The following is a 20097-nucleotide window of genomic DNA, read 5'->3' on the forward strand; positions in this document are numbered from 1 at the left end:
GGTTCATCCGCCTGCGCGGGTCGCATCCGCGGTTCCATTTGCTGCATCGGCTGTGGACATTAACCACTTGTTAACCATGCCGTCGCCTAATGAGGACGATTGGGGGTCACCATGTCGGCCCATCTGACGCGAACGAAGCTGATGCCTGCTTCGGCCGAACCAGCCATTGCTTCGGCTGCGAGGCTGGCTGTTCGCGCCAGGGCCGTCCTACAGGCCAAATCGGCCGTCCTACGGAGCCATGCCATGTTCGGAAAGGACGACTTAGTGGACAATCTCAGTCGCGATCTCGATCGTGCGCGCGGACGACGCGATGCTCTTGCATCCGAAGCTGCGACCCTGACGGCTCAGATCGCCGAAATCGAAACCCGCCTTTCGGAAGAGAAGACCAGGCGGGAGCGCGAACGCGTCCTCGGCGAAATCGAAGCCATAAAGACCCGAATCAAGCAGGCCGGAAGCGCGTTTACACCCGTCGTCGATGGTCTCTGCAAGGCGATCCAGCATGCTTCGGCCGTCGTGCCCGAGGCCCGCGAGCTCAACAGCTTCCTGGTGTCGGTGGCGGCCGAGATCGACAACGTCATCGATCCCCTGTTGCGCGAGCTGGATCAGCGCGCGGATGCGGTGCGAGCCGGCCACGCTGCACCTGAAATCCAGGCTTCGGCGGATGAGGGGGCCTTCGTACCGGCCGTGGAACTGCCGAAGGACACCAACGATCGCCTGCTCCGTTTCCCGGCCTGGCTGTCTCGCGACAAGGAGCCGGAAAAGAAGGAACCGGCGGAGAGCCCGCGCAGCACGGCTGCGTGAATCAGCGGCGCGCTGCGCTCCTCAAGAAGGTCGCCTGCGGCCATCCTTCGAGACGCCCGCCTAACGGCGGGCCCTCAGGATGAGGGCGGAGTGCTTAGCAGCAATTTCTACAGGCAAAGATGCCGCCTAGCCTCATCCTGAGGAGACCGCAAAGCGGTCGTCTCGAAGGACGAGGCGCTCGCTCAGGCTCCCGCCATGACGTCATATGCGATAGCCCTACCCGCAAGCGGGAGAGAGGGCGCACCGCGTGCCCTCTCGCGATCCGCTCAGTTGGCGGCGCGGCGCAGGAAGGCCGGGATATCGAGCAGGCTTTCGTCGGCCACGTTGCGCGGAGCCGAGCGGCCGTAGGGATCGAGCGGCTGGGCAGCAGCCTGGCGCGCATAGTCCGGATTCGGCCTTGCCGGTTGGCCTGCGGGCCCGCCGGCCGCCGGGCGAAGCGGCGGGCTGTCCACCTGCGGAAGCGGCGCACTGCGCTCGATGCGATCGGCGATGCGGCGGCTGTCGTTGCGCAGCTTGCCGGCGAGCTGCGTGAGCGAGGTTTCCGCCACTGGCGTCTGCAGCGCCGGGTCGACATTGTCGATGCCGGTCGCCACCACCGAGACGCGGACGATGCCTTCGAGGCTTTCGTCGAACGACGCGCCGACGATGATGTTGGCGTCCGGGTCGGCCTCGTCGCGAATGCGGGTGGCGGCTTCGTCGACCTCGAACAGCATGAGATCCCGGCCGCCGGTGATGGAGATGATGAGGCCGCTGGCACGCTTGATCGAGGGGTTCTCGATCAGCGGATTGGAAATTGCGGCCACGGCGGCTGCGAGCACGCGTTTCTCGCCGGACGCCTCGCCCCGTCCCATCATGGCCTTGCCCTTCTCGCGCATCACGGAGAGCACGTCGGCAAAATCGAGGTTGATCAGGCCTTCCTTGACGATGAGGTCGCTGATGCAGGCGACGCCCGAATAAAGCACCTGGTCGGCAAGGGCAAAGGCATCGGCGAACGTGGTCTTGTTGCTGGCGACCCGGAACAGGTTCTGGTTCGGGATGATCAGAAGCGTGTCGACCGTCTTCAGCAGCTCCTCGATGCCGGCTTCGGCAAAGCGCATGCGGCGCTGGCCCTCGAAGTAGAACGGCTTGGTGACCACGCCGATCGTGAGGATGCCGAGCTCCCGCGCGGTCCTGGCGATGATGGGGGCGGCCCCGGTGCCGGTGCCGCCGCCCATGCCGGCCGTCACGAACACCATGTGCGCGCCGACCAGATGTTCGCGGATCGTGTCGATCGCCTCCTCGGCCGCGGCGCGTCCCAGTTCGGGTTGCGAGCCGGCGCCGAGGCCTGCGGTCACCTGGGTGCCCAGCTGGATGAGGCGCGGCGCCTTCGACATCGCAAGCGCCTGCGCGTCGGTGTTGGCGACGACGAAGTCGACCCCTTCCAGCCCGGCCGTGATCATGTTGTTGACGGCATTGCCGCCGGCGCCGCCGACCCCGAACACGACGATGCGCGCCTTCATCTCGCGAATATCTGTAGTGCCAGTCATTCTGTCCTCGCGGTTGCTCCGGCGCGCCGGGATAGAGAAAGGTTCGAGCGCTACCTGCTGGCAGCGCGGTCTGCTTGCACGATGGAAGCGGCCAGACGCCCCAATCGATGCGCCGCCTGTCCCGCGACCGAGCCGCCGGCCTGCCGGCCGGTCCGCAGCGCCGCCACTTCGTCTTCCAGCCGTGCCGCCCATGCATTGGCGGCCTTGGTCTCGGCGGCCGCCTGCAGCAGTTCGGCGGCGAGGCGATCGGCGCGCTCGTGCTCGCGCTCGAAAACCGCCCGATAGCCGGCTGCAACAGCTTCGAGCCGCGCGATCTCCGCCTTGAATGCCTCGATCTTGATGGCCTCGATCTCAGCCATGGAGGCATCGATCTCGACCGGCTCGATCCCAGCGATGGGGGCATCCACCTGGCCTGCCTGGCGGCGACGCCGCGGGCGGGGCGTGTAGCGGAGTTCGGAGAGATCAACGCTCACCAGGGCCTTGCCGTCATCCGAACGCGAGCGCGGCCAGCCGCGTCGCCTGGCCAACGAACGCGCGGCCTCGCGCGAGATATCGAGGCGGGTACTGAGATCGGCATACGTCAACAACGCAACGCACATCGGCGCTTCTCCTGGAGCGAACCGGGAAGGCATTTCGGGCTAATGGTGGCTGGACGATGAGTCGAAGCTAGGCTGCGTTGGTTAACGGACGGTTAACGTGCGAGGGGTGTTGTTTACGGGTGGCGGCACCGTGCTGGCCCCGGGGTCGCTGGACGCCATCTGCCGCGCGGGATACGTCCTGTCCGTCTTGCGCAGGCAGCGATGGAGCTTCGGGACGTTGGAGATGTTCTCAGAGATCTCGTTGCAAGTGCCGTCACAGCAGATGACGAGGTTTTCGGTGAGGATTTGTGGTCGGTGGTGCGCTCGTGCTCCACAGATCAGCCCCATCCCGGTAATGCTATCGGGGCCAGCATGGCGGAAAATGCAAGAATGAGCCAATTACCCGAGAACGTCGCGCACACTAACAGCGCTTTCGACACGAACAATTACGTCAGAGAGCGTCTCGTTGAGACCCGCCGCCGGCATAAGCTTGGCAAGTCCCTGATACTCACGGTGGATCGCGATTCGATTTGGGCGACGTGAACGCATCTGTCGTAGTGCCACTTTTTCAGGACTATCAAGCCCCTCCCTTACTGCCGTTCCTAGGGTGGCTAAGTTTATCGGAACGACTAGCTCGGTTGGGAACAGGGCCGTGTAGAGTTGGGCTAATATGCCGTGAAGGTAGGAAAGCTCAGGCACTATACGTAATACGAACTCACGAGCACGCTCGCACTTTCCGATCTTGGCGATTGGCGTTCCTGCGATTTTCTCTAGTGTTGCTAGAGTCTCACCATTCATCCATGCGGGGAGCATTAGCTCAAAGACCGAGAGGGCAAAAATGCCTCTGTCATCGTCATTTTTGAGGCGCTTGTAGGGGGCTCCAAACATTCCCTCAAGGCTCTCGGGTCGCATCAACTGCGGAATTGAGCTGGGGTTATTCCGTAGCCACGTGAACAGCCATGTTCTCCAAGCTGCGGTCGTTTGAGGCAATGCCCTCGCGATTGCGCTGGCGATTAGGTGATGGACTAGGCCCGTCAAAAGTCGAGCCGGTATGCCAGAAGCAGCAGCAATCTCATCGATCCAAGTATTTGTGATGTCGGGATCGGCATTGCGCAAGCGGATCGCGGCCTCTGTACGACTCTTAATCCATTGCGTGTCATGGCTGCGCCGCGCACGAAATGCCGCGAATGAGCGTGCGATGAGATGCGACGCTGGCTCATCGGGATCGGGCCCGGATCCCTTCGGCAGACGACCAAGGAAGTATTTTGCCGAAGCGGATATTGGCTCGCTCGCCGCATGTACTTGATCCAAGAGCGCAGCGAAAGGATCATCGATCTGTAAGCACTGATCGCTCTGAGAGAAGATGGCTTGCAAATCCGACCAATGACTATGAATCTGATTCGTCTTGCTTTGAAAGTCCACGACCTTGCTGGGAACTATCAAGACCAGCCCCTGAGAGGCTTCTCCAGCCCGACCCGCTCTACCCGCAGCATTCAGAAGTTCATGCGCATCCAACTGCTCAAGTCGATTGGCATCTGGGTCAAATCGACTGTCGCCGGCAATTATCACCACCTCACTTGGCAGGTTCATTCCCTGAGCGAGCGTTGATGTTGCAACCAACGCGCTAATTCCATCCGCGCGACGAAATAGCTCCTCATGCAAGTGTCGTTCGGGCGGAATGAGAAGCCCGTGATGGCATGCGCTCGCATCGAGAAGTGTCTCGTTTTGCGATACACGTATATAAAGGTGCTCCGCACCTCCTGCCTCTTCCTCCGCAGCTTGATAGAGCGACCGCTCCGTCTCCGTAAGGCGAATTGCCTTATCTCCTGCTGCTTCATTAACTGCATTGCAGGTGCTTTTGCAAAGGGGAATTGTCTGTGCAAAAATTAGTGTCTTAAGCCCCGTGGCGCTTGTTGCAGCGCCAATAGCCGCGCTGACTTGGTTCCCGTTGGGGGTAAGATACCAACCTCCATCATGGCGATTGCCGGTGGATAAATTCACTTCTTCCCGGAGAAGCGGGAGCAACGCGTAGTCATTGCGCGCCTTGGATACCCACGTTTGACGCAGACAGAAAAAGCCGAATGGTAGCGCCTTGAGGTTTCGCTTGAGTGCGGCGGGTACGCTCTTGTTTTTTACGCTTCTTCTCGTCTCTGCGAGCTTTGCACGAAGGTCATTCAACGCTTCTGATGCGTAAACCACGCACCCGCGCACTTGGCGAGTGGGCTTCCACTTTATGTCTAACGCTAAACAGGAACGGCCCGTGATTTCATGCAGCCAATCCGCGATTTCGTGCGTATTCTTCATCATCGCTGACAGAAGCAGAATGTCGGCCGTATCCGCAATCGCACTCAGATTGAGAAAACAGAGCATCGCATCAATGCTCCGACGGCTCGTGTCGATGTTGCGCGGATGAAGTAGATGGCATTCGTCGAAAACGATGAGGCCAACATCTTCGAAAACATCCCGACTGAAGCTGAGCATTGCAAGACATCGTTCCGGAGTCAGGACGCTGATGCTCGGAAGTGGCTCGACAATGCCCGGTGAGAAGATCAATTCTTCCACCAATTCGCGCTGAACTTGAGCTTGGGGGAAGGTCTTGCTCAGCGCTGTAGCCGTCTGGTCCACCAGTGCGAGTGTTGGTACCAAGAAGATTACTTTTACACCGCGCAAGAGTGACGCCGCTATCTTGAGCTCGGCCAGCTTCGACTTCCCTCCGCCGGTAGGAAAGCTGACCACCGCCGATATGCCCGTTTCTAGATAGCCTTGGGCTATAGCTTCACGATGGTTGCGCCAAACATATGGTCGCTGTTTCGCCATTTGCTTCGTTAGATCCTCCCACCGGGACGAGAGGATTCCATCCGGCGGAGGAACAGCCACGAGCGCTGAGGCAGGAAAGTCCCGCGCGACGGCCTGCAGTAGCTTGGCGAGATGGTGAGGCCCGGGGAAAATGTTGTAGGAGGCCTCGCCGTCGGGAGAGCCAATTCCTTCGATGCGTTCTTTTGAAAGAGAGATTGCGTTCTCGAATATCTGAGAGGCGCTTGCTCCGAGCAAATCCGTTGACTCGCCGAGCATCTCTCCAGCGAGTGCGTACACACCTCTCAAAATCATGAGGTAAAGAGCATTAGTCCCTACTGTGCCGGCGTCGGCGGAACCAACTGCTGCGACGGATGGTATCGGTCGGTTGATAATTGAGCTTAGACGTCCGGTTGCTAGATCAGAAATGGAGTTTAGAAGCCGCGCTTCGATGAGACTTGCATTTTCCGCAGGTCGAATGCGCTTGGCGATCTCGGCAGCATCTGTGCTTGCCTCAGCAACCAAGAACAACAGTGCGGCGGAGACATCAGGAGAGATGGAATCAAGCGAAAGATAGCTGGGCCGAGGGCTTTCGACGGAGCCGACTAGCTCTGCTAGCATACAGGCATGATGGGCCGATCCAGCTACGAAGGCAGCGGCCGAACGATCCTCTCGCAAAGGGGAGACAGCGACAAAAGCTTCCTCCGCAGAGGCGAGCCGCTTCATGTAAAGAACAGAGTCGCGGACGCTCTCGGGCAGTTGTTGCCCCGTGCCAGCTTGGCGGATTTGAATGCGAGCAGCAACGATCTCGGCATATACCTCAGTGAATGTCTGAGGGAGACGCGCAAGGTCGAGCCCTTCCAGGGGAGGGGCTTGCGCGATTACCGCTACTGTATCCGGATCAAACACTCTCCAATTCCTACGAGCTTAAGAACGAAATGGTCTTGCCTGCTAACGCCTTCATCCAAGGCCGCAATTTCTCTACGTAAAAAATCTCACCGCGACGTCGCGTTACATCTCCTATGGCGATGTCATCATACCCTTTAAAGAGCTGCTTCCGCCCTTCATCCGATGTGAAGTCTTGGCTTCCGACAGTAATGCTGAGACGATAGTGGCGAACTTGCTTCCAGATGATGTTCTCGATCGCTTTGTCGGGGTCAACATCTGGCCTCGTACAAAGCAATGCACTTACGTCAGCCGTTAAAACATTCTCGCGATCACCAGATTCGAGAAGTTTAAATTCCGGCCATACCTCGCCGGTGATCGTTTGGCGTGGATTGCTCGTTGCCTTATCCTCGAAGATCACTGCTGTCGAAACACGGCCGGTAGTCTGATCGATTTCGAGCTGCAAGCCGTCGAATCCCTTGTGGGCGAGGATCATGTGCGGCGCCCTTGTGAGCGATGATGGGCTCGCCTGCGTAGCTACGAGCCATGACATCGTTTGAAATATCCAGCCATCGCGGTGCCATGTCTCTTTCCCCTCAGGCACCGTCAGTAGTTTGATCGCAGCTGCTTGCGCGGCTTTCGTGCTTGGTGGGGGAGAGTTATTTAGACCGGCAAGGATCTTGGCGACGTGGCGAGACTGACCAAGAGCAACACGAGCAATACGTTCGGCGAGCTCGGTTTCGTCCTGCACTGCCCAGGAACATCCTCGACAGAGGCTTCCATCAAGAAAATTCGTGAGCACAATTGTCATTCAAACGAGAGAATATCTTTGGATGCAAATGGTAGTTGCAGGCAACCTTATACTCGTTTCCCTCGTTGCTCGACCGAAAAGACAGGATATCCAAACGATCTTGTGCTCAAAAAACAAAAACGGCCGGATCTTCCGATCCGGCCGTCAACGCAAAACTTGACTGGCTAAGCCTACGCCACGCGACGCAACCTAGCCCCCGCGCGATTTCAAAATTGGATTAGCTGGCCTTCTTGACCGGCGCGTCGCCGACCTTCTTCTGGATGGCTCGCTTCAGCTCGAGGGCGCGCGGCGACAGCAAGTCGGCCTTGGCCTTGAGCAGGAAGGCATCGAGGCCGCCATTGTGGTCGACGCTCTTGACCGCGTTGGTCGAGACGCGCAGGCGCACGTTGCGCTCCAGGGCTTCGCTCATGAACGTCACGTTGACGAGGTTCGGCAGGAAGCGGCGCTTGGTCTTGATGTTGGAGTGGCTGACCTTGTGGCCGACGAGGGGGCCCTTGGCCGTCAGTTCGCAGCGGCGAGACATCTCTAAAATCCTTGTCCTGTCCCCCAACGGGTTGCGGCCGCCATTCTGGGCGCCACGGGGGCTAATTCTCTGTCCTTGCAGGGAGCGGGCGGACGTATAGGGGGGAAGGGGCGGGTAGTCAAGGTTTTGGGCAGGTTTCTTGCCCCACGGCAGGTGTCATCGCCCGGCTCGCCGCCTTCGCCGAAGCTTCGGCGGCCGAGCGCCCCCGTGGGCCCGGCGTAGCCTTGGCGGAGCCGGGACCGGGCGATCCAGTACGCCGAGGCGCCTGCGATGACCAGAGGGGCCGCGGCGTACTGGATGCCCCGGTCAAGCCGGGGCATGACGGCGGAGGAGGCGGAGGGAGGTGCGCTCTCCTGACCCATCCCGATCACAAAAACGGCAATGATTAGCGCGCCTTACCATCACATAAAGGGCGTATTCGCACACGAATAGTCCGGTGGAGTTCCGCAAAGCTCACGCCCGGACTCATTGTTTGACCCAGTTTTTGGCTTAAGTAACAACCGTTCGCGCCCCGATTGGATTGTTTCGTGCTCACATCTTTTCGACATCTGCCCCGGCGGCACTCCGCCGGCCGGCTGGCCTTCGCGGCCCTTTGCGGGCTGGTCATGGCCTGGGGGGCGGATCCCGTGGCGGCGCAGGGCAAGCTCGAGGCGCAGTATGAGGCGACGCTGGCCGGCATTCCCGTCGGCAAGGGCGCCTGGAACATCGACATCGGCGACGACGTGTTCGCGGCCGCGGCCTCAGGCGGCACCACGGGGCTGCTGAAATCGTTCGCGGGCGGGTCCGGCACCGGCGCCTCGCAGGGGCGCGTCGTCAACGGCGCGCTGGTCGCGACCGGCTACCAGGCCTCCACCACCACCTCGAAGAAGACCGAAGAGATCCGCATCACGCTCGACAAGGGCAATGTGAAGGAGTTCGGCATCGTGCCGGAGCCGCCGGTCGATGCCGACCGCATCGTCGTCACCGACGCGCATCGCCGCGGCGTCTGGGATCCGATGACGGCCTCGCTGCTGCGCGTGCCCGGCACAGGCGATCCCGTGACGCCGGATGCCTGCCACAACGCCGCCCCGGTGTTCGACGGCCGCATGCGCTACGACCTCAAGCTCGATTTCAAGCGCATGGAGACGGTGAAGGCGGAGAAGGGGTACAAGGGCCCGGTCGTGGTCTGCTCGCTCTATTTCGTGCCTGTGGCCGGCTACATCCCCGACCGCCCCGTGATCAAATACCTCGCCGCCCAGCGCAACATCGAGATCGCGTTCGCCCCCGTGGCCGGCACCCGCATCCTGGTTCCGTTCTGGCTGAAAGTGCCGACGCCCTTGGGGCCGGCGATGCTGGAAGCGACCAGCTTCATCACCTCCCCCCAGCCGCCGCGGGTCGCGAAGACGCAGTAAAGCCCTGCGGCCGTAGCCCGGATGAGCGAAGCGATATCCGGGACTGCGACCGCGAGAGAAGCCCCGCATGTCGCTTCGCTCATGAGGGCTACGACCCGCCTCAAAGGCCGAAAAATAAGTCAAGCAAATTCAATAACTTGCCTACTGTGCATGGGGTTGTTTTCACGAATATGAGTTTGGGGGTCGGGGACCGGGAATCCATTTGACTCCACCCCGATTCTGATTCGACTCCGCGCCGTCCCCAATTTTAAGGAACCGGTCATCGAAACGCCGCTTGTGCGGCAGGGCAAAACTCCATCTAGTGCACAAATAATACGAGCCCCGCGACATGTTGCGTGAACGGAACGGGACTCAACGGGGAGTCAGCGATTCGGCCGCGATTCGTTCTAGAGTCGTTCCGAAGCTTAAGGCCAACGGGAAAAGCGTCGCAAAGTGAGACAGTTGCGCGAGGTTTGGGGGACGTGCTCCCACCCACTCGGTGTGCCCCTCACCCTGAGGAGGCCGCATCAGCGGCCGTCTCGAAGGGCGAGGGGCTTGGCTTGCTCGGCTGCACCAGCCGGGCCTTCATCCTTCGAGACGCGCTGACGCGCTCCTCAGGATGAGGAGCAGATCCAGCCCCCGCAACGCCCCAGACAGCACTGACATTCGCCCAAATCGCCACTACCTAATCCCCAGACATGGCCTTCTCTTCCTCCCCCTTCGCTTCCGAGCGCGCGCCTGGCGCTGGCGTCACTGCGGTGCTCGGGCCGACCAACACCGGCAAGACCCATCTCGCCATCGAGCGGATGCTGGCGCATCCCTCGGGGATGATCGGGCTGCCGCTGCGGCTGCTCGCGCGCGAGGTCTACAACAAGATCGCCGCGCGGGTCGGCAGCGAAGCCGTCGCGCTCGTGACCGGCGAGGAGAAGATCAAGCCGAAATCGCCGCGCTACTGGGTCTCCACCGTCGAGGCGATGCCGCGCGACCTCGACGTCTCGTTCCTGGCCGTCGACGAGGTCCAGATCGCATCTGATCTGGAGCGCGGCCACGTCTTCACCGATCGCATCCTCAACCGCCGCGGCCGCGACGAGACGCTGCTCTTGGGCGCCGCCACGATGCGCCCGATCATCGAGCGGCTCTTGCCCGGCGTGTCCATGATCACGCGGCCGCGCCTGTCGCAGCTGGAATTTGCCGGCGATCGCAAGATCACGCGCCAGCCGCGCCGCACCGCCATCGTCGCCTTCTCCGCCGACGAGGTCTACGCCATCGCCGAGCTGATCCGCCGCCAGCATGGCGGCGCCGCCGTGGTGCTGGGATCGCTGTCGCCGCGCACACGGAACGCGCAGGTCGAGATGTTCCAGAACGGCGATGTCGATTACCTCGTCGCCACCGACGCCGTCGGCATGGGCCTCAATCTCGACGTCGACCATGTCGCCTTTGCCTCCGACCGCAAGTTCGACGGCTACCAGTTCCGCCGCCTGACGCCGTCCGAGTTCGCGCAGATCGCCGGCCGCGCCGGCCGCGCCACGCGCAACGGCACCTTCGGGACGACGGGCCGCTGCGCGCCGTTCGAGCCCGAGCTGGTCAACGCGCTCCAGAACCACACCTTCGACCCCGTGAAGATGCTGCAATGGCGCAATTCGAAGCTGGATTTCTCCTCGCTCGGCGCGCTCCAGGTGTCCCTGAACCTCGCCCCCGGCCATGAGGCGCTGACGCGCGCGCCGATCGCCGAGGACATGCGCGTGCTCGACCACGCCGCCCGCGACGTCGAGGTGCGCGACGTCGCGCATGGCAAGGCGGCGGTGGAGCGCCTCTGGGAGGCCTGCCAGGTCCCGGATTACCGAAAGCTGTCGCCGGCCGCCCATGCCGAGCTCGTCACCACGCTCTACGGCTTCCTGATGCAGAAGGGATGCATTCCCGATGCCTGGTTTGCCGCCCAGGTCGACCAGGCCGACCGCATCGACGGCGACATCGACACGCTGTCGGCCCGGATCGCGCAGATCCGCACCTGGACCTTCGTCGCCAACCGCCCGGACTGGCTGAAAGACCCCGAACGCTGGCAGGGGATCGCGCGGGAGGTCGAAAATAAATTATCGGATGCGCTCCACGAACGCTTGACTGAGCGTTTCGTTGATCGCCGGACCAGTGTATTGATGCGCCGCCTGCGGGAGAACACGAGCTTGAATACGGAAATCGGCAAGACCGGCGAAGTCATCGTCGAAGGCCATGTCATCGGCCGCCTCGACGGCTTCACCTTTGCACCGGATGCGGCGGAAGCCGGCTCCGACGCGAAAGCCTTGCAGGCTGCAGCGCAAGCGGTGCTCGCCGGCGAGATCAACGCGCGCGCCGAGAAACTGGGCAATGCGCCGGACGATCAGTTCGTGCTGACCTCGGAGGGCACCATCCGCTGGACCGGCGACGCCGTGGCGCGCCTGTCTGCCGCGGAGGACGCGCTGCATCCGCGCATCCGCATCATCTCGGACGAGCGCCTGACAGGTAGCCCCCGTGAGAAGGTGCAGGCCCGGCTCGAGCTCTGGCTCAAGACGCATATCGAGAGGCTGCTCGGGCCGATGTTCGAGCTGTCGAAGGCCGAGGACGTCACCGGCATTGCCCGCGGCATCGCCTATCAGCTCGTCGAGGCGCTGGGCGTGCTCGAGCGTCCGAAGATCGCCAACGAGCTGAAGGATCTCGACCAGCCCTCGCGCGCGGTCCTGCGCAAATACGGCGTCCGCTTCGGTGCCTATCACATCTATTTCCCCGGCCTGTTGAAGCCCGCCGGGCGTGCGCTGGCCGCGCTGCTGTGGGCGCTGAAGCAGGACAATGTCGATCTGTCGTCGCTGTCGGGCGCGCAGCATCTGGCCTCTTCGGGCCGCACCTCGTTCCCGGTCGACAAGCAGCTGCCGCGCGATGCCTATCGCGTGCTCGGCTACAAGCAGGCCGGCGAGCGCGCCGTGCGCGTCGATATTCTGGAGCGCCTGGCCGACCTGATCCGGCCGGCGCTGGCCTGGCGCGAGAACTCGCCCGGCGAGAAGCCTGCCGGCGCGTTCGATGGCCGCAGTTTTGTGGTGACGCAGGCGATGACCTCGCTCACCGGCTCGGCCGGCGAAGATTTTGCCTCGGTGCTGCGCGCGCTCGGCTATCGCATGGACAAGCGTCCGCCGCTGCCGGTGAAGCCCGCGGCGCCTGCCGCTGCCGAGACGCCGGCTGCTGAAGTTTCTTCTGAGACGCCTGCGGCCGAGGAGGCCGCTGCCTCTGCAGAGACGGCCATCGAAGCCGCCGGCGAGCCTGTGACCGTCGAAGATGCGCCCGGCATGGAGCAGCACGACGAGGGAGCGCAGGAAGAGCCGGCGCTCGAAGCGTCTCCTGAAGCGCCCGTCACGCCGGAAGATGCCCCCGGCATCGCGCCGCCGGCGGAAGAGCCTGCTGCGCCCGTCGAGGCTGCCGAGGCCGCGCCCGCCGAGGCCGCCGCGACGGAAGCCGCCGCATCGCCCGATGCCGCCGCGCCCGAGACTGCCGCTGCGCCGGCCGAGCCCGAGCTCGTCGAGGTCTGGCGTCCCGGTGGCCGTCACGAGGACCGCAAGCCGCGCCACGAGCGTCATCGTCATCAGCGTCACCACGGCCAGCGCCCGCAGGCCGGTGCCGAAGCCGCCGCCGCGCCCGCGGAAGGCGAAGCAGCGCAGGCCGCCGATGGCGAGAAGCGCGGCGAGCGCCATCGTCATGGCGGCGGTCGCAGAGATGGTGGCAGAGACTTCCGCAAGCCGCGCGAAGGTGGCGAGGGCGGCGAGCGTCGCGACGACAGGAACCGCAGTTTTCAGGGCAAGGATCGCGACAACAAGGATCGCGATCGCAACCGCGACAACAAGGGCAAGTTCGGCGGTGATCGCGACAAGGGCCGCGACAATCGTGGCCGCGACCGCGACAAGGGCCGTGACCGCCAGGGCGGGCCGTCGCTGCGTCCCTACGCATCGAGCGCGAACCCGCGCGAGCGTGATCGCCCCGCCGATCCGAACTCGCCCTTCGCTAAGCTCGCCGCGCTGAAAGAGCAGCTGTCCGGCCGCAAGGAGTGATCCCACGACCACCGAGCGGCAGCGCATCGACAAATGGCTCTGGCACGCGCGGGTGGTGAAGGCGCGTACCTCCGCGGCCGAGCTCGTCGTCACCGGCCACGTCCGCGTCAACGGTGAGCGCGAAAAGTCGCCGGGCCATGCGATCAAGATCGGTGACGTCATCACCATCGCGCTCGATCGCACCGTGCGGGTGCTGAAAGTCACCGCCTTCAACGAGCGCCGCGGCGACGCCGCCTCGGCCCGCGTGCTCTACGAGGAAATGAATGAAGCGAAGCGCAATTAATTGCGCATTGAATTCATTTCTTGGTCGATCAAACACATAAAGCCGTCATGATCGGCCGTTCCCGACCTTGCGGCGCCGGGCCATCCGCGCTACGCAAGCCGCGACTTTTAAAAGAGCTTTTCGGAGCGTTGGATGACTTACGTCGTCACTGAAAACTGCATCAAGTGCAAGTACACCGACTGCGTCGAGGTCTGCCCGGTCGACTGTTTCTACGAGGGCGACAACATGCTCGTCATCCATCCTGACGAATGCATCGACTGCGGCGTGTGCGAGCCGGAATGCCCCGCCGACGCCATCAAGCCGGACACGGAACCGGGCCTCGAAAAGTGGCTCCAGGTCAACGCTGACTACGCCAAGAGCTGGCCGAACATCACGCAGAAGAAAGAATCACCCCCGGACGCGAAGGAATTCGACGGTCAGGAAGGCAAGTTCGAGAAATATTTTTCTCCGAACCCCGGCTCCGGTGACTAAATTCCGGCGCAAACTTAACCCTAATACCTTCGTCAACGCCGAAAACCAGCCCTCAAGACCCCTAAATCATTGATTTTTGCGGGAAATGTGCTATATTGGGCACATTAAGCTGAACCCAGTCAGCCCAGTTGGCCCCGTTGGGTTCCCGTGAAACCAAATGTCGAAACAGGGGCGTGGCAGTTTCCGCGCGCAGGCTGTGTCACAGAAAACGCGTAAAAAGAGTACTTCAGCGAGGGCTTCCCATAAGGAGGCCAAAAAAGTCGCCGCGGCCAGCCGTAGCGCATCCAAGGGTCGGACCGCGACGAAGGCGCCGGCTGCAAAGTCCTCGAAGAACAAAAGAAGCGCAATGCCTAACAAGACTGCCAAACCGGCCGCGAAAGCGACCGTTGCCAAGCCTGCTGCTGCCAAGGCTCCTGCTGCCAAGCCCGCCGCGCCGAAGGCCCCTGTTGCTGCTGCTCCTGCCAAGGCTCCTGTGGTTGCCAAGCCGGCTGTGAAGGCCGCTGCGCCTGCGCCGAAGGTCGAGGAAAAGAAGGTCGTGACCCAGCGCCAGGGCTTCAAGGCCAACGAATTCGTCGTCTATCCCGCTCACGGCGTTGGCCAGATCCTGGCCATCGAGGAGCAGGAGATCGCCGGTGCGAAGCTCGAGCTGTTCGTCATCAACTTCATCAAGGACAAGATGACGCTGCGCGTGCCGACCGCCAAGGTCGCCAACGTCGGCATGCGCAAGCTGTCCGAGCCCGCGCTGGTGAAGAAGGCGCTGGAGACGCTGAAGGGCCGCGCCCGCGTCAAGCGCACCATGTGGTCGCGCCGCGCCCAGGAATACGAAGCAAAGATCAATTCGGGCGACATCGTCGCGATCGCGGAAGTCGTGCGCGATCTCTACCGCTCGGAATCGCAGCCGGAGCAGTCATACAGCGAACGCCAGCTCTATGAAGCGGCACTCGATCGTCTGTCCCGCGAGATCGCGGTCGTGCAGCACTCGACCGAGACCGAAGCGGTCAAGGAGATCGAGGCCCAGCTCGCCAAGAGCCCGCGCCGCACCAACGCCAAGGCGGAAGCCGCCGATGGCGAGGGCGAGACGGATGCCGACGGCGATACCGATGGCGACGACACCACCGTCGCCGACGAGGCCGCCTAAGCGCCTCTCGCGTCGATCGCAACCAATCAAAAGCCCGGCCGAAAGGCCGGGCTTTTTGTTTGACGCGCGCGGCGGCGGTCGGCTTGTCGCGGAACCCCCGCGGGCCACGTCATATGGCGCGCGCAAGCTTTCCCGCTTTCCGGCCGAGCATTTCGAGGAAGGTCTGCTGCGCGGCCGTCAGCGGCTGGTCCCTCCGATACGTCAGGCCGATCGCGCGCGCGTTGGCGGGAAGCTCGACGGCGAGCGCCTTCAGTCCCTTCGCGAGGGTCTTCAGCTTCGCGGGCGAATAGGTCAGCAGGGCGACCACGTCGCTGTTCATGACCATCTGCTCGGCGAGCGCGAAGGTGACGATCTCGCAGGTCTGCGATGGCGGCACCAGTCCCTGTCCGATCAGGAGCTCCTCGAAATAGCGGCGCGTCGGCGTGCCGTGCGGGGCGACGACCCAGTTCTCGCCGACGAGATCCTTCAGCTTGCGGCGGCCTTTTGCCAGGCGGTGATCCGCGCGCGCGATCACGGCGAAGAATTCGTCGAAGAGATGCCGCTCTTCGAGCACGTCGTAAGGCGGCGGTTCGCGCAGCGGGCCGATGACGAAATCCAGCTCGCCCTGCCGCAGGCCATCGATCAAGGCGGCGTAACTGCCGGTGACGGCCTGGAGCCGGACGTGCCGGTGACGGCTCAGCATCTCGCCGAACACTTTAACCACGACGTCCTGCTCAGAGAACGGCAACAGGCCGACGGCGACGCGGCCCGTCACCTTGCCGGACAACGCCTCCAGCTGCTCCGGCAGCGTCATCACGTCCATCAGCAGCTTTGTGTGTAGGTCGGCCAGGATGACGGCGTCGCCGGTCGCCTTCATGCCCGCGCGCGTACGTTCGAACGGCGGCCGGCCTGTTGCCGCGGCGATTTTGGCGAGCGCACGGCTGATGTCGGGCTGTGACCGCTCGAGATATTCGGCGGCGGCCGACACGCTGCCGGTCTTCCTGATCGCGCCGACGGCGCTGAGCAATTCCCAGGCGAGGTGATGGCCGAGATCGACAATGCGGGCGCCGGAGGCCTTGAGCGCCTCCTGTGCGGCCTGGATGCTCGACATCATGTGGCGGCAGCGCGCGATGACGATCTCGCCCTGCGAGGTCGGCTCCATGCCGGTCCAGCCGCGCGCGAACAGCTGCTGGTGCAGTCTGCCTTCGACCTCCGCGATCGAACGCGACAGGCTGCTCTGGCTCGCGTTCAGCTGTTCGCTCGCGCGCGCAAGGCTGGCGTAGCTCGCCACCGCGCTGATGACGCGCACCTGCTTGATCGTGAGGAGGGGTGTCCGTTTCATGGATGCGTCGTGAAGGCCGGGGCGTCGCTACGCTCGGCATAATATTCACATTTTGCAAGGTCTATTTCAAAACCTGCATAATGGCGCCCTGCACGATCCTGCTAGCTAGAGACCATAATCATCGCGACACCGGCGTACCGGCGTTGCGCGGGAGGTCTCATGGCCGGCAAGGGTATCGATGCCGTCGTGCTGGCGCGACGCGCGCTGACCGGCCGCATCGCCGAGTTCTGCATCGGGCGCGCGGACGGCCGCCCTTTGCCGATGGCCGAATCCGGCAGCCATATCGAGCTGCATTTCGGCGGCGGTGAGCATCGTTTCGTCCGGCACTACTCCATCGTCGGTCCGCTCACGCTTCGCGATGAGCCCGAGCCGTTCTGGCGCATCGCCGTGCAGCGGGAGAATCGCGCGCGCGGCTCCGCATACATTCACGACACTTTCCGCGCCGGCACGGCATTGACGCTCTCTCGTCCGATCAACGCCTTCCGGCTGGCGCGCCATCAGGCGGGCACGCTGTTGGTCGCCGGCGGCATCGGCGTCACGCCCATGCTCGCGATGGCGCGTTCGCTGCGGCTGCGGAACGTCGACTTCTCGATGTTTTACGCCGGGCAGGATTGCTCCACGATGGCTTACGTCGACGAGCTGCAAGGCCTGTGCGGCGATCGGTTGAGCCTTCATGAAAGCAACCGCGACGGCATTCCCGATCTCGTCAGGCTGCTGTCCGGCCAACCTGCCGAGACCGTCGTCTATGTCTGCGGCCCCGTAGCGATGATCGAGGCGCTGCGCGAAGCTGCCTCCGCCCTCGGCTGGCGCAAGGAGCGCGTCCGCTTCGAAGTGTTCAACGCCGCCCACAGGCCCGATGACGGTGACTTCGAGGTGCGGCTATCCACCGGCCGCCGCGTCAAGGTCGGTGCCGGAACGACCATCCTCGACGCGCTCGAGCGTGCCGGCGTCGATACCTTGTCGAGCTGCCGGCGCGGCGAATGCGGTCTCTGCGTCACCGACGTCGCGGCTTGTGACGGCGAGCTCGACCATCGCGACCGCTATTTCAGCGACGAGGAGCACCGCGCGAACAGGCAGATCGCGATCTGCTGCTCGCGGATCACTGGCCGCGCGCTGGCGCTCAACGTCTAGCCCCCAAGGAAGGTTGAAAGCCGATGGATACGATCGACCTGTCCCGACCGACCGATGAGGCCGTCTTCGCCGCGATGGAGCCGCGAGAGCCCGGCGACTTCGCCAACCATGCCACGCCCCTGATCCGCAATTGCTGGTACGCCTGCGCGCGTGCGGGCGAGATCGGCCGCACGCCGCTGGCCCGAAAGCTGCTCGGCATTGACGTGGCATTGTTCCGGACCGCAGCCGGCGCGCCCGTCGCGATGCGCAATCGCTGCCCGCACCGGTCGTTTCCGCTCGCACGCGGCAAGCTGGTCGGCGATCGTCTGGTCTGCGGTTATCATGGCATGGAGTTCGGACCCGACGGCGTCTGTGCGCACATGCCCGCGCTCACGCAGGCGCCTGCGACCGCGACCGTCCAGACCTACCCGATCGTGGATCGCGGTCCCCTGACCTGGATCTGGATGGGCGCGCCCGATCTCGCCGACGAGGCGTTGATCCCTGACACGTCGTGGCTCAGCGATCCCGCGTGGGGCACCGTGACCGGCAGCTTCCACATCAAGTCCGACTACGTGGCGATGCACGAAAACCTCATCGACCAGACCCACTTTCCGTTCCTGCATCCGGGCACGGTGGGCACGCCGGAATATGCGCGTTCGAAGCTCAGCGTCTCCACGGAGAATAACCAGGTCGTGATCCGCCGCGAATTGAAGGATGCGCCGCCGCCGGGCGTCTACGGCAAGCCGGCCGACATCATGCACAAGCGGGTCGACCGCGCGTCCGAGGCGCGCTTCGTCTCGCCGGCGCTGCACACCGCCTTTGCCAGCGTGCGCGATGGCGCGCCCGATCCGGGGCAGCCCTCGCTCTATCGCTACAACATCACTCACGTCTTCACGCCGGAGACCAACAATTCGATCCACTACTGGTGGTTCAACTCGCGCGACTATCGCCCCGGCGACCCCGAGATCGACAAGTTCATGTTCGAGGCGCATTCGCAGGCCTATCACGAGGATGTCGAGGCGCTCGAATGGATCAACGAGGTGGTGCGAACCGATGGCGAAGCGCAGTTCGACCTGAGCTTTGCGCCCGACAAGCCGGGCCTGATGGCCCGCCGCATCATGTATCGCCTGTCGGCGAAGGAAGCGCGCTGAGCGTAGCGCAGCCGCGTTCCGATGACAAAAAACAACACTGCAAGGGAGGGACAAGTGAGGAAGCAATTGAAGAAGAAACTGAAGAGGAAATTGAAGTCCTGGAGCATCGCTGCAATGGCGACTCTGGGAATGGCCGCGGCGGCTCATGCCGCGGATCCCGTCAAGATCGGCGTGATCATCCCGATGACCGGACCGTTCCAGTCGAACGGTAAGCAGATCGAAGCGGCGATCAAGGCCTACACCAAGGAGAAGGGCGACACCGTCGCTGGCCGCAAGATCGAGTTCATCCTCCGCGACGATCGCGGCGCGCCTGACAACGCCAACAGGTTCGCCCAGGAGCTGATTGCGCAGGACCGCGTCGCGATCCTGACCGGGTTCGGCAACACGCCTGCCGCGCTCTCGGCCGCTGCGTTTGCCGCCAAGGCCAAGGTGCCGCAGGTGATCATGGTCGCCGCGACGTCGTCGATCGTCGAGAAGTCGCCCTATGTCGTGCGCACCTCGCAATCGATCCCGCAGATCGCCAGCGTCATCGGCCAGTGGGCACCGAAATCGGGCCCGAAGACCTTTGTGAGCATCGTCTCCGAATACGGTCCGGGCCTCGATGCCGAAGAATGGTTCGCCAAGACCGTCGAGGCGCATGGCGGCCGCGTGATCGAAAAGCTCAAGGTCCCGCTCGCCAATCCCGACTTCGCGCCGTTCCTCCAGCGCGCGGCCGATGCCAAGCCGGAAGCTCTCTTCGTGTTCGTTCCGACCGGTGCTGGCGGCAACTTCATGAAGCAGTTCGTCGAGCGCGGCCTCGACAAGGCCGGGATGAAGCTGGTCGCGATGTCCGACCTCACCGACGACGATCTCCTCAACAACATGGGCGATGCCGCCCTCGGCGCCATCACCGGCGGCCCCTATTCGGCAAGCCACGATTCGCCCGAGAACAAGGCGTTCGTCGCGCAGTTCAAGGCCGCCAATCCCGGCATGCGCCCGAACGTCGTCGCTGTCGGTGCGTGGGACGCGCTCGAGCTCATCTATCGTGCCGTGGAGGCGACCAAGGGCGACACCAATGGTGACGCTCTCCTCGCCGCGATGAAAGGGCAGAGCTGGAACAGCCCGCGCGGACCGATTTCGATCGATCCCGCAACGCGCGACATCATCCAGAACATCTACATGCGGAAGGTCGAGCGTCACGACGGCGAACTCTACAACATGGAGTTCGAGACCTTTCCGAACGTGAAAGACCCGGCGCATGGAGCGTCGGAATCGAAATGATCGACCGAG

Annotated in this window: 15 protein-coding genes and 1 pseudogene; 9 read left to right on the plus strand and 7 right to left on the minus strand. The window is 63.2% G+C overall.

Annotated features, from left to right (window positions below; all coding sequences use genetic code 11):
- Positions 1 to 141: 141 nt before the first annotated feature.
- Complete coding sequence (locus tag NLM25_RS03395; protein ID WP_254136033.1) at positions 142 to 801, plus strand: hypothetical protein; 660 nt, start codon at positions 142 to 144, stop codon at positions 799 to 801.
- Positions 802 to 1067: 266 nt separating this feature from the next.
- Here the strand turns inward: NLM25_RS03395 and ftsZ are convergent, their stop codons facing one another.
- The 6 genes and pseudogenes from ftsZ to rpmB form a co-directional block, all read right to left on the minus strand.
- Positions 1068 to 2327 (minus strand): cell division protein FtsZ, encoded by a 1260-nt coding sequence (gene ftsZ / locus NLM25_RS03400; protein ID WP_254136034.1) that lies wholly within the window; start codon positions 2325 to 2327, stop codon positions 1068 to 1070.
- Between the two features lie 50 nt (positions 2328 to 2377).
- Positions 2378 to 2926: a hypothetical protein gene (locus NLM25_RS03405; RefSeq protein WP_254136035.1), complete on the minus strand. Its 549-nt coding sequence runs from the start codon at positions 2924 to 2926 to the stop codon at positions 2378 to 2380.
- Between the two features lie 117 nt (positions 2927 to 3043).
- Positions 3044 to 3253: pseudogene (locus tag NLM25_RS44230) on the minus strand (phospholipase effector Tle1 domain-containing protein); the annotation flags it as partial.
- 51 nt (positions 3254 to 3304) lie between these two features.
- A complete protein-coding gene (locus tag NLM25_RS03415; protein ID WP_254136036.1) occupies positions 3305 to 6607 on the minus strand; it encodes a DEAD/DEAH box helicase in 3303 nt (1100 codons plus the stop codon).
- 10 nt (positions 6608 to 6617) lie between these two features.
- Positions 6618 to 7334 (minus strand): hypothetical protein, encoded by a 717-nt coding sequence (locus NLM25_RS03420; protein ID WP_254136037.1) that lies wholly within the window; start codon positions 7332 to 7334, stop codon positions 6618 to 6620.
- A gap of 277 nt (positions 7335 to 7611) precedes the next feature.
- Positions 7612 to 7917, minus strand: a complete 306-nt coding sequence (gene rpmB / locus NLM25_RS03425) for a 50S ribosomal protein L28 (RefSeq protein ID WP_254115247.1) — start codon at positions 7915 to 7917, stop codon at positions 7612 to 7614.
- A 605-nt stretch (positions 7918 to 8522) separates the two neighbouring features.
- On the opposite strand from rpmB, the gene NLM25_RS03430 reads away from it, so the two are divergent.
- The 5 genes from NLM25_RS03430 to NLM25_RS03450 all read left to right on the plus strand — a co-directional run bounded on the left by NLM25_RS03430 (position 8523) and on the right by NLM25_RS03450 (position 15246).
- Entirely contained in the window at positions 8523 to 9308 is a 786-nt protein-coding gene (locus NLM25_RS03430; RefSeq protein ID WP_254141103.1) for a DUF3108 domain-containing protein, read from the plus strand.
- 677 nt (positions 9309 to 9985) lie between these two features.
- Entirely contained in the window at positions 9986 to 13354 is a 3369-nt protein-coding gene (locus NLM25_RS03435) for a helicase-related protein (protein ID WP_254136038.1), read from the plus strand.
- Positions 13355 to 13379: 25 nt separating this feature from the next.
- Positions 13380 to 13637: a S4 domain-containing protein gene (locus NLM25_RS03440; RefSeq protein WP_309143644.1), complete on the plus strand. Its 258-nt coding sequence runs from the start codon at positions 13380 to 13382 to the stop codon at positions 13635 to 13637.
- A gap of 132 nt (positions 13638 to 13769) precedes the next feature.
- Complete coding sequence (fdxA, locus tag NLM25_RS03445) at positions 13770 to 14108, plus strand: ferredoxin FdxA (RefSeq protein WP_014490375.1); 339 nt, start codon at positions 13770 to 13772, stop codon at positions 14106 to 14108.
- A gap of 346 nt (positions 14109 to 14454) precedes the next feature.
- A complete protein-coding gene (locus NLM25_RS03450; protein ID WP_254115251.1) occupies positions 14455 to 15246 on the plus strand; it encodes a CarD family transcriptional regulator in 792 nt (263 codons plus the stop codon).
- 109 nt (positions 15247 to 15355) lie between these two features.
- Here the strand turns inward: NLM25_RS03450 and NLM25_RS03455 are convergent, their stop codons facing one another.
- On the minus strand, positions 15356 to 16567 hold the full coding sequence (locus NLM25_RS03455) for a LysR family transcriptional regulator (protein ID WP_254136040.1): 1212 nt from the start codon (positions 16565 to 16567) through the stop codon (positions 15356 to 15358).
- 159 nt (positions 16568 to 16726) lie between these two features.
- On the opposite strand from NLM25_RS03455, the gene NLM25_RS03460 reads away from it, so the two are divergent.
- The 3 genes from NLM25_RS03460 to NLM25_RS03470 all read left to right on the plus strand — a co-directional run bounded on the left by NLM25_RS03460 (position 16727) and on the right by NLM25_RS03470 (position 20088).
- Complete coding sequence (locus NLM25_RS03460) at positions 16727 to 17698, plus strand: PDR/VanB family oxidoreductase (protein ID WP_254136041.1); 972 nt, start codon at positions 16727 to 16729, stop codon at positions 17696 to 17698.
- 23 nt (positions 17699 to 17721) lie between these two features.
- Positions 17722 to 18828 carry an aromatic ring-hydroxylating dioxygenase subunit alpha gene (locus NLM25_RS03465; protein WP_254136042.1) on the plus strand — a complete coding sequence of 369 codons (1107 nt, stop codon included), beginning with the start codon at positions 17722 to 17724 and terminating at the stop codon, positions 18826 to 18828.
- A 114-nt stretch (positions 18829 to 18942) separates the two neighbouring features.
- The gene (locus NLM25_RS03470; RefSeq protein ID WP_254136043.1) at positions 18943 to 20088 is read left to right on the plus strand and encodes an ABC transporter substrate-binding protein; all 1146 of its coding nucleotides are present in this window, start codon (positions 18943 to 18945) and stop codon (positions 20086 to 20088) included.
- Positions 20089 to 20097 lie beyond the last annotated feature (9 nt).

This window comes from Bradyrhizobium sp. CCGB01 (assembly GCF_024199795.1).
Classification (GTDB): domain Bacteria; phylum Pseudomonadota; class Alphaproteobacteria; order Rhizobiales; family Xanthobacteraceae; genus Bradyrhizobium.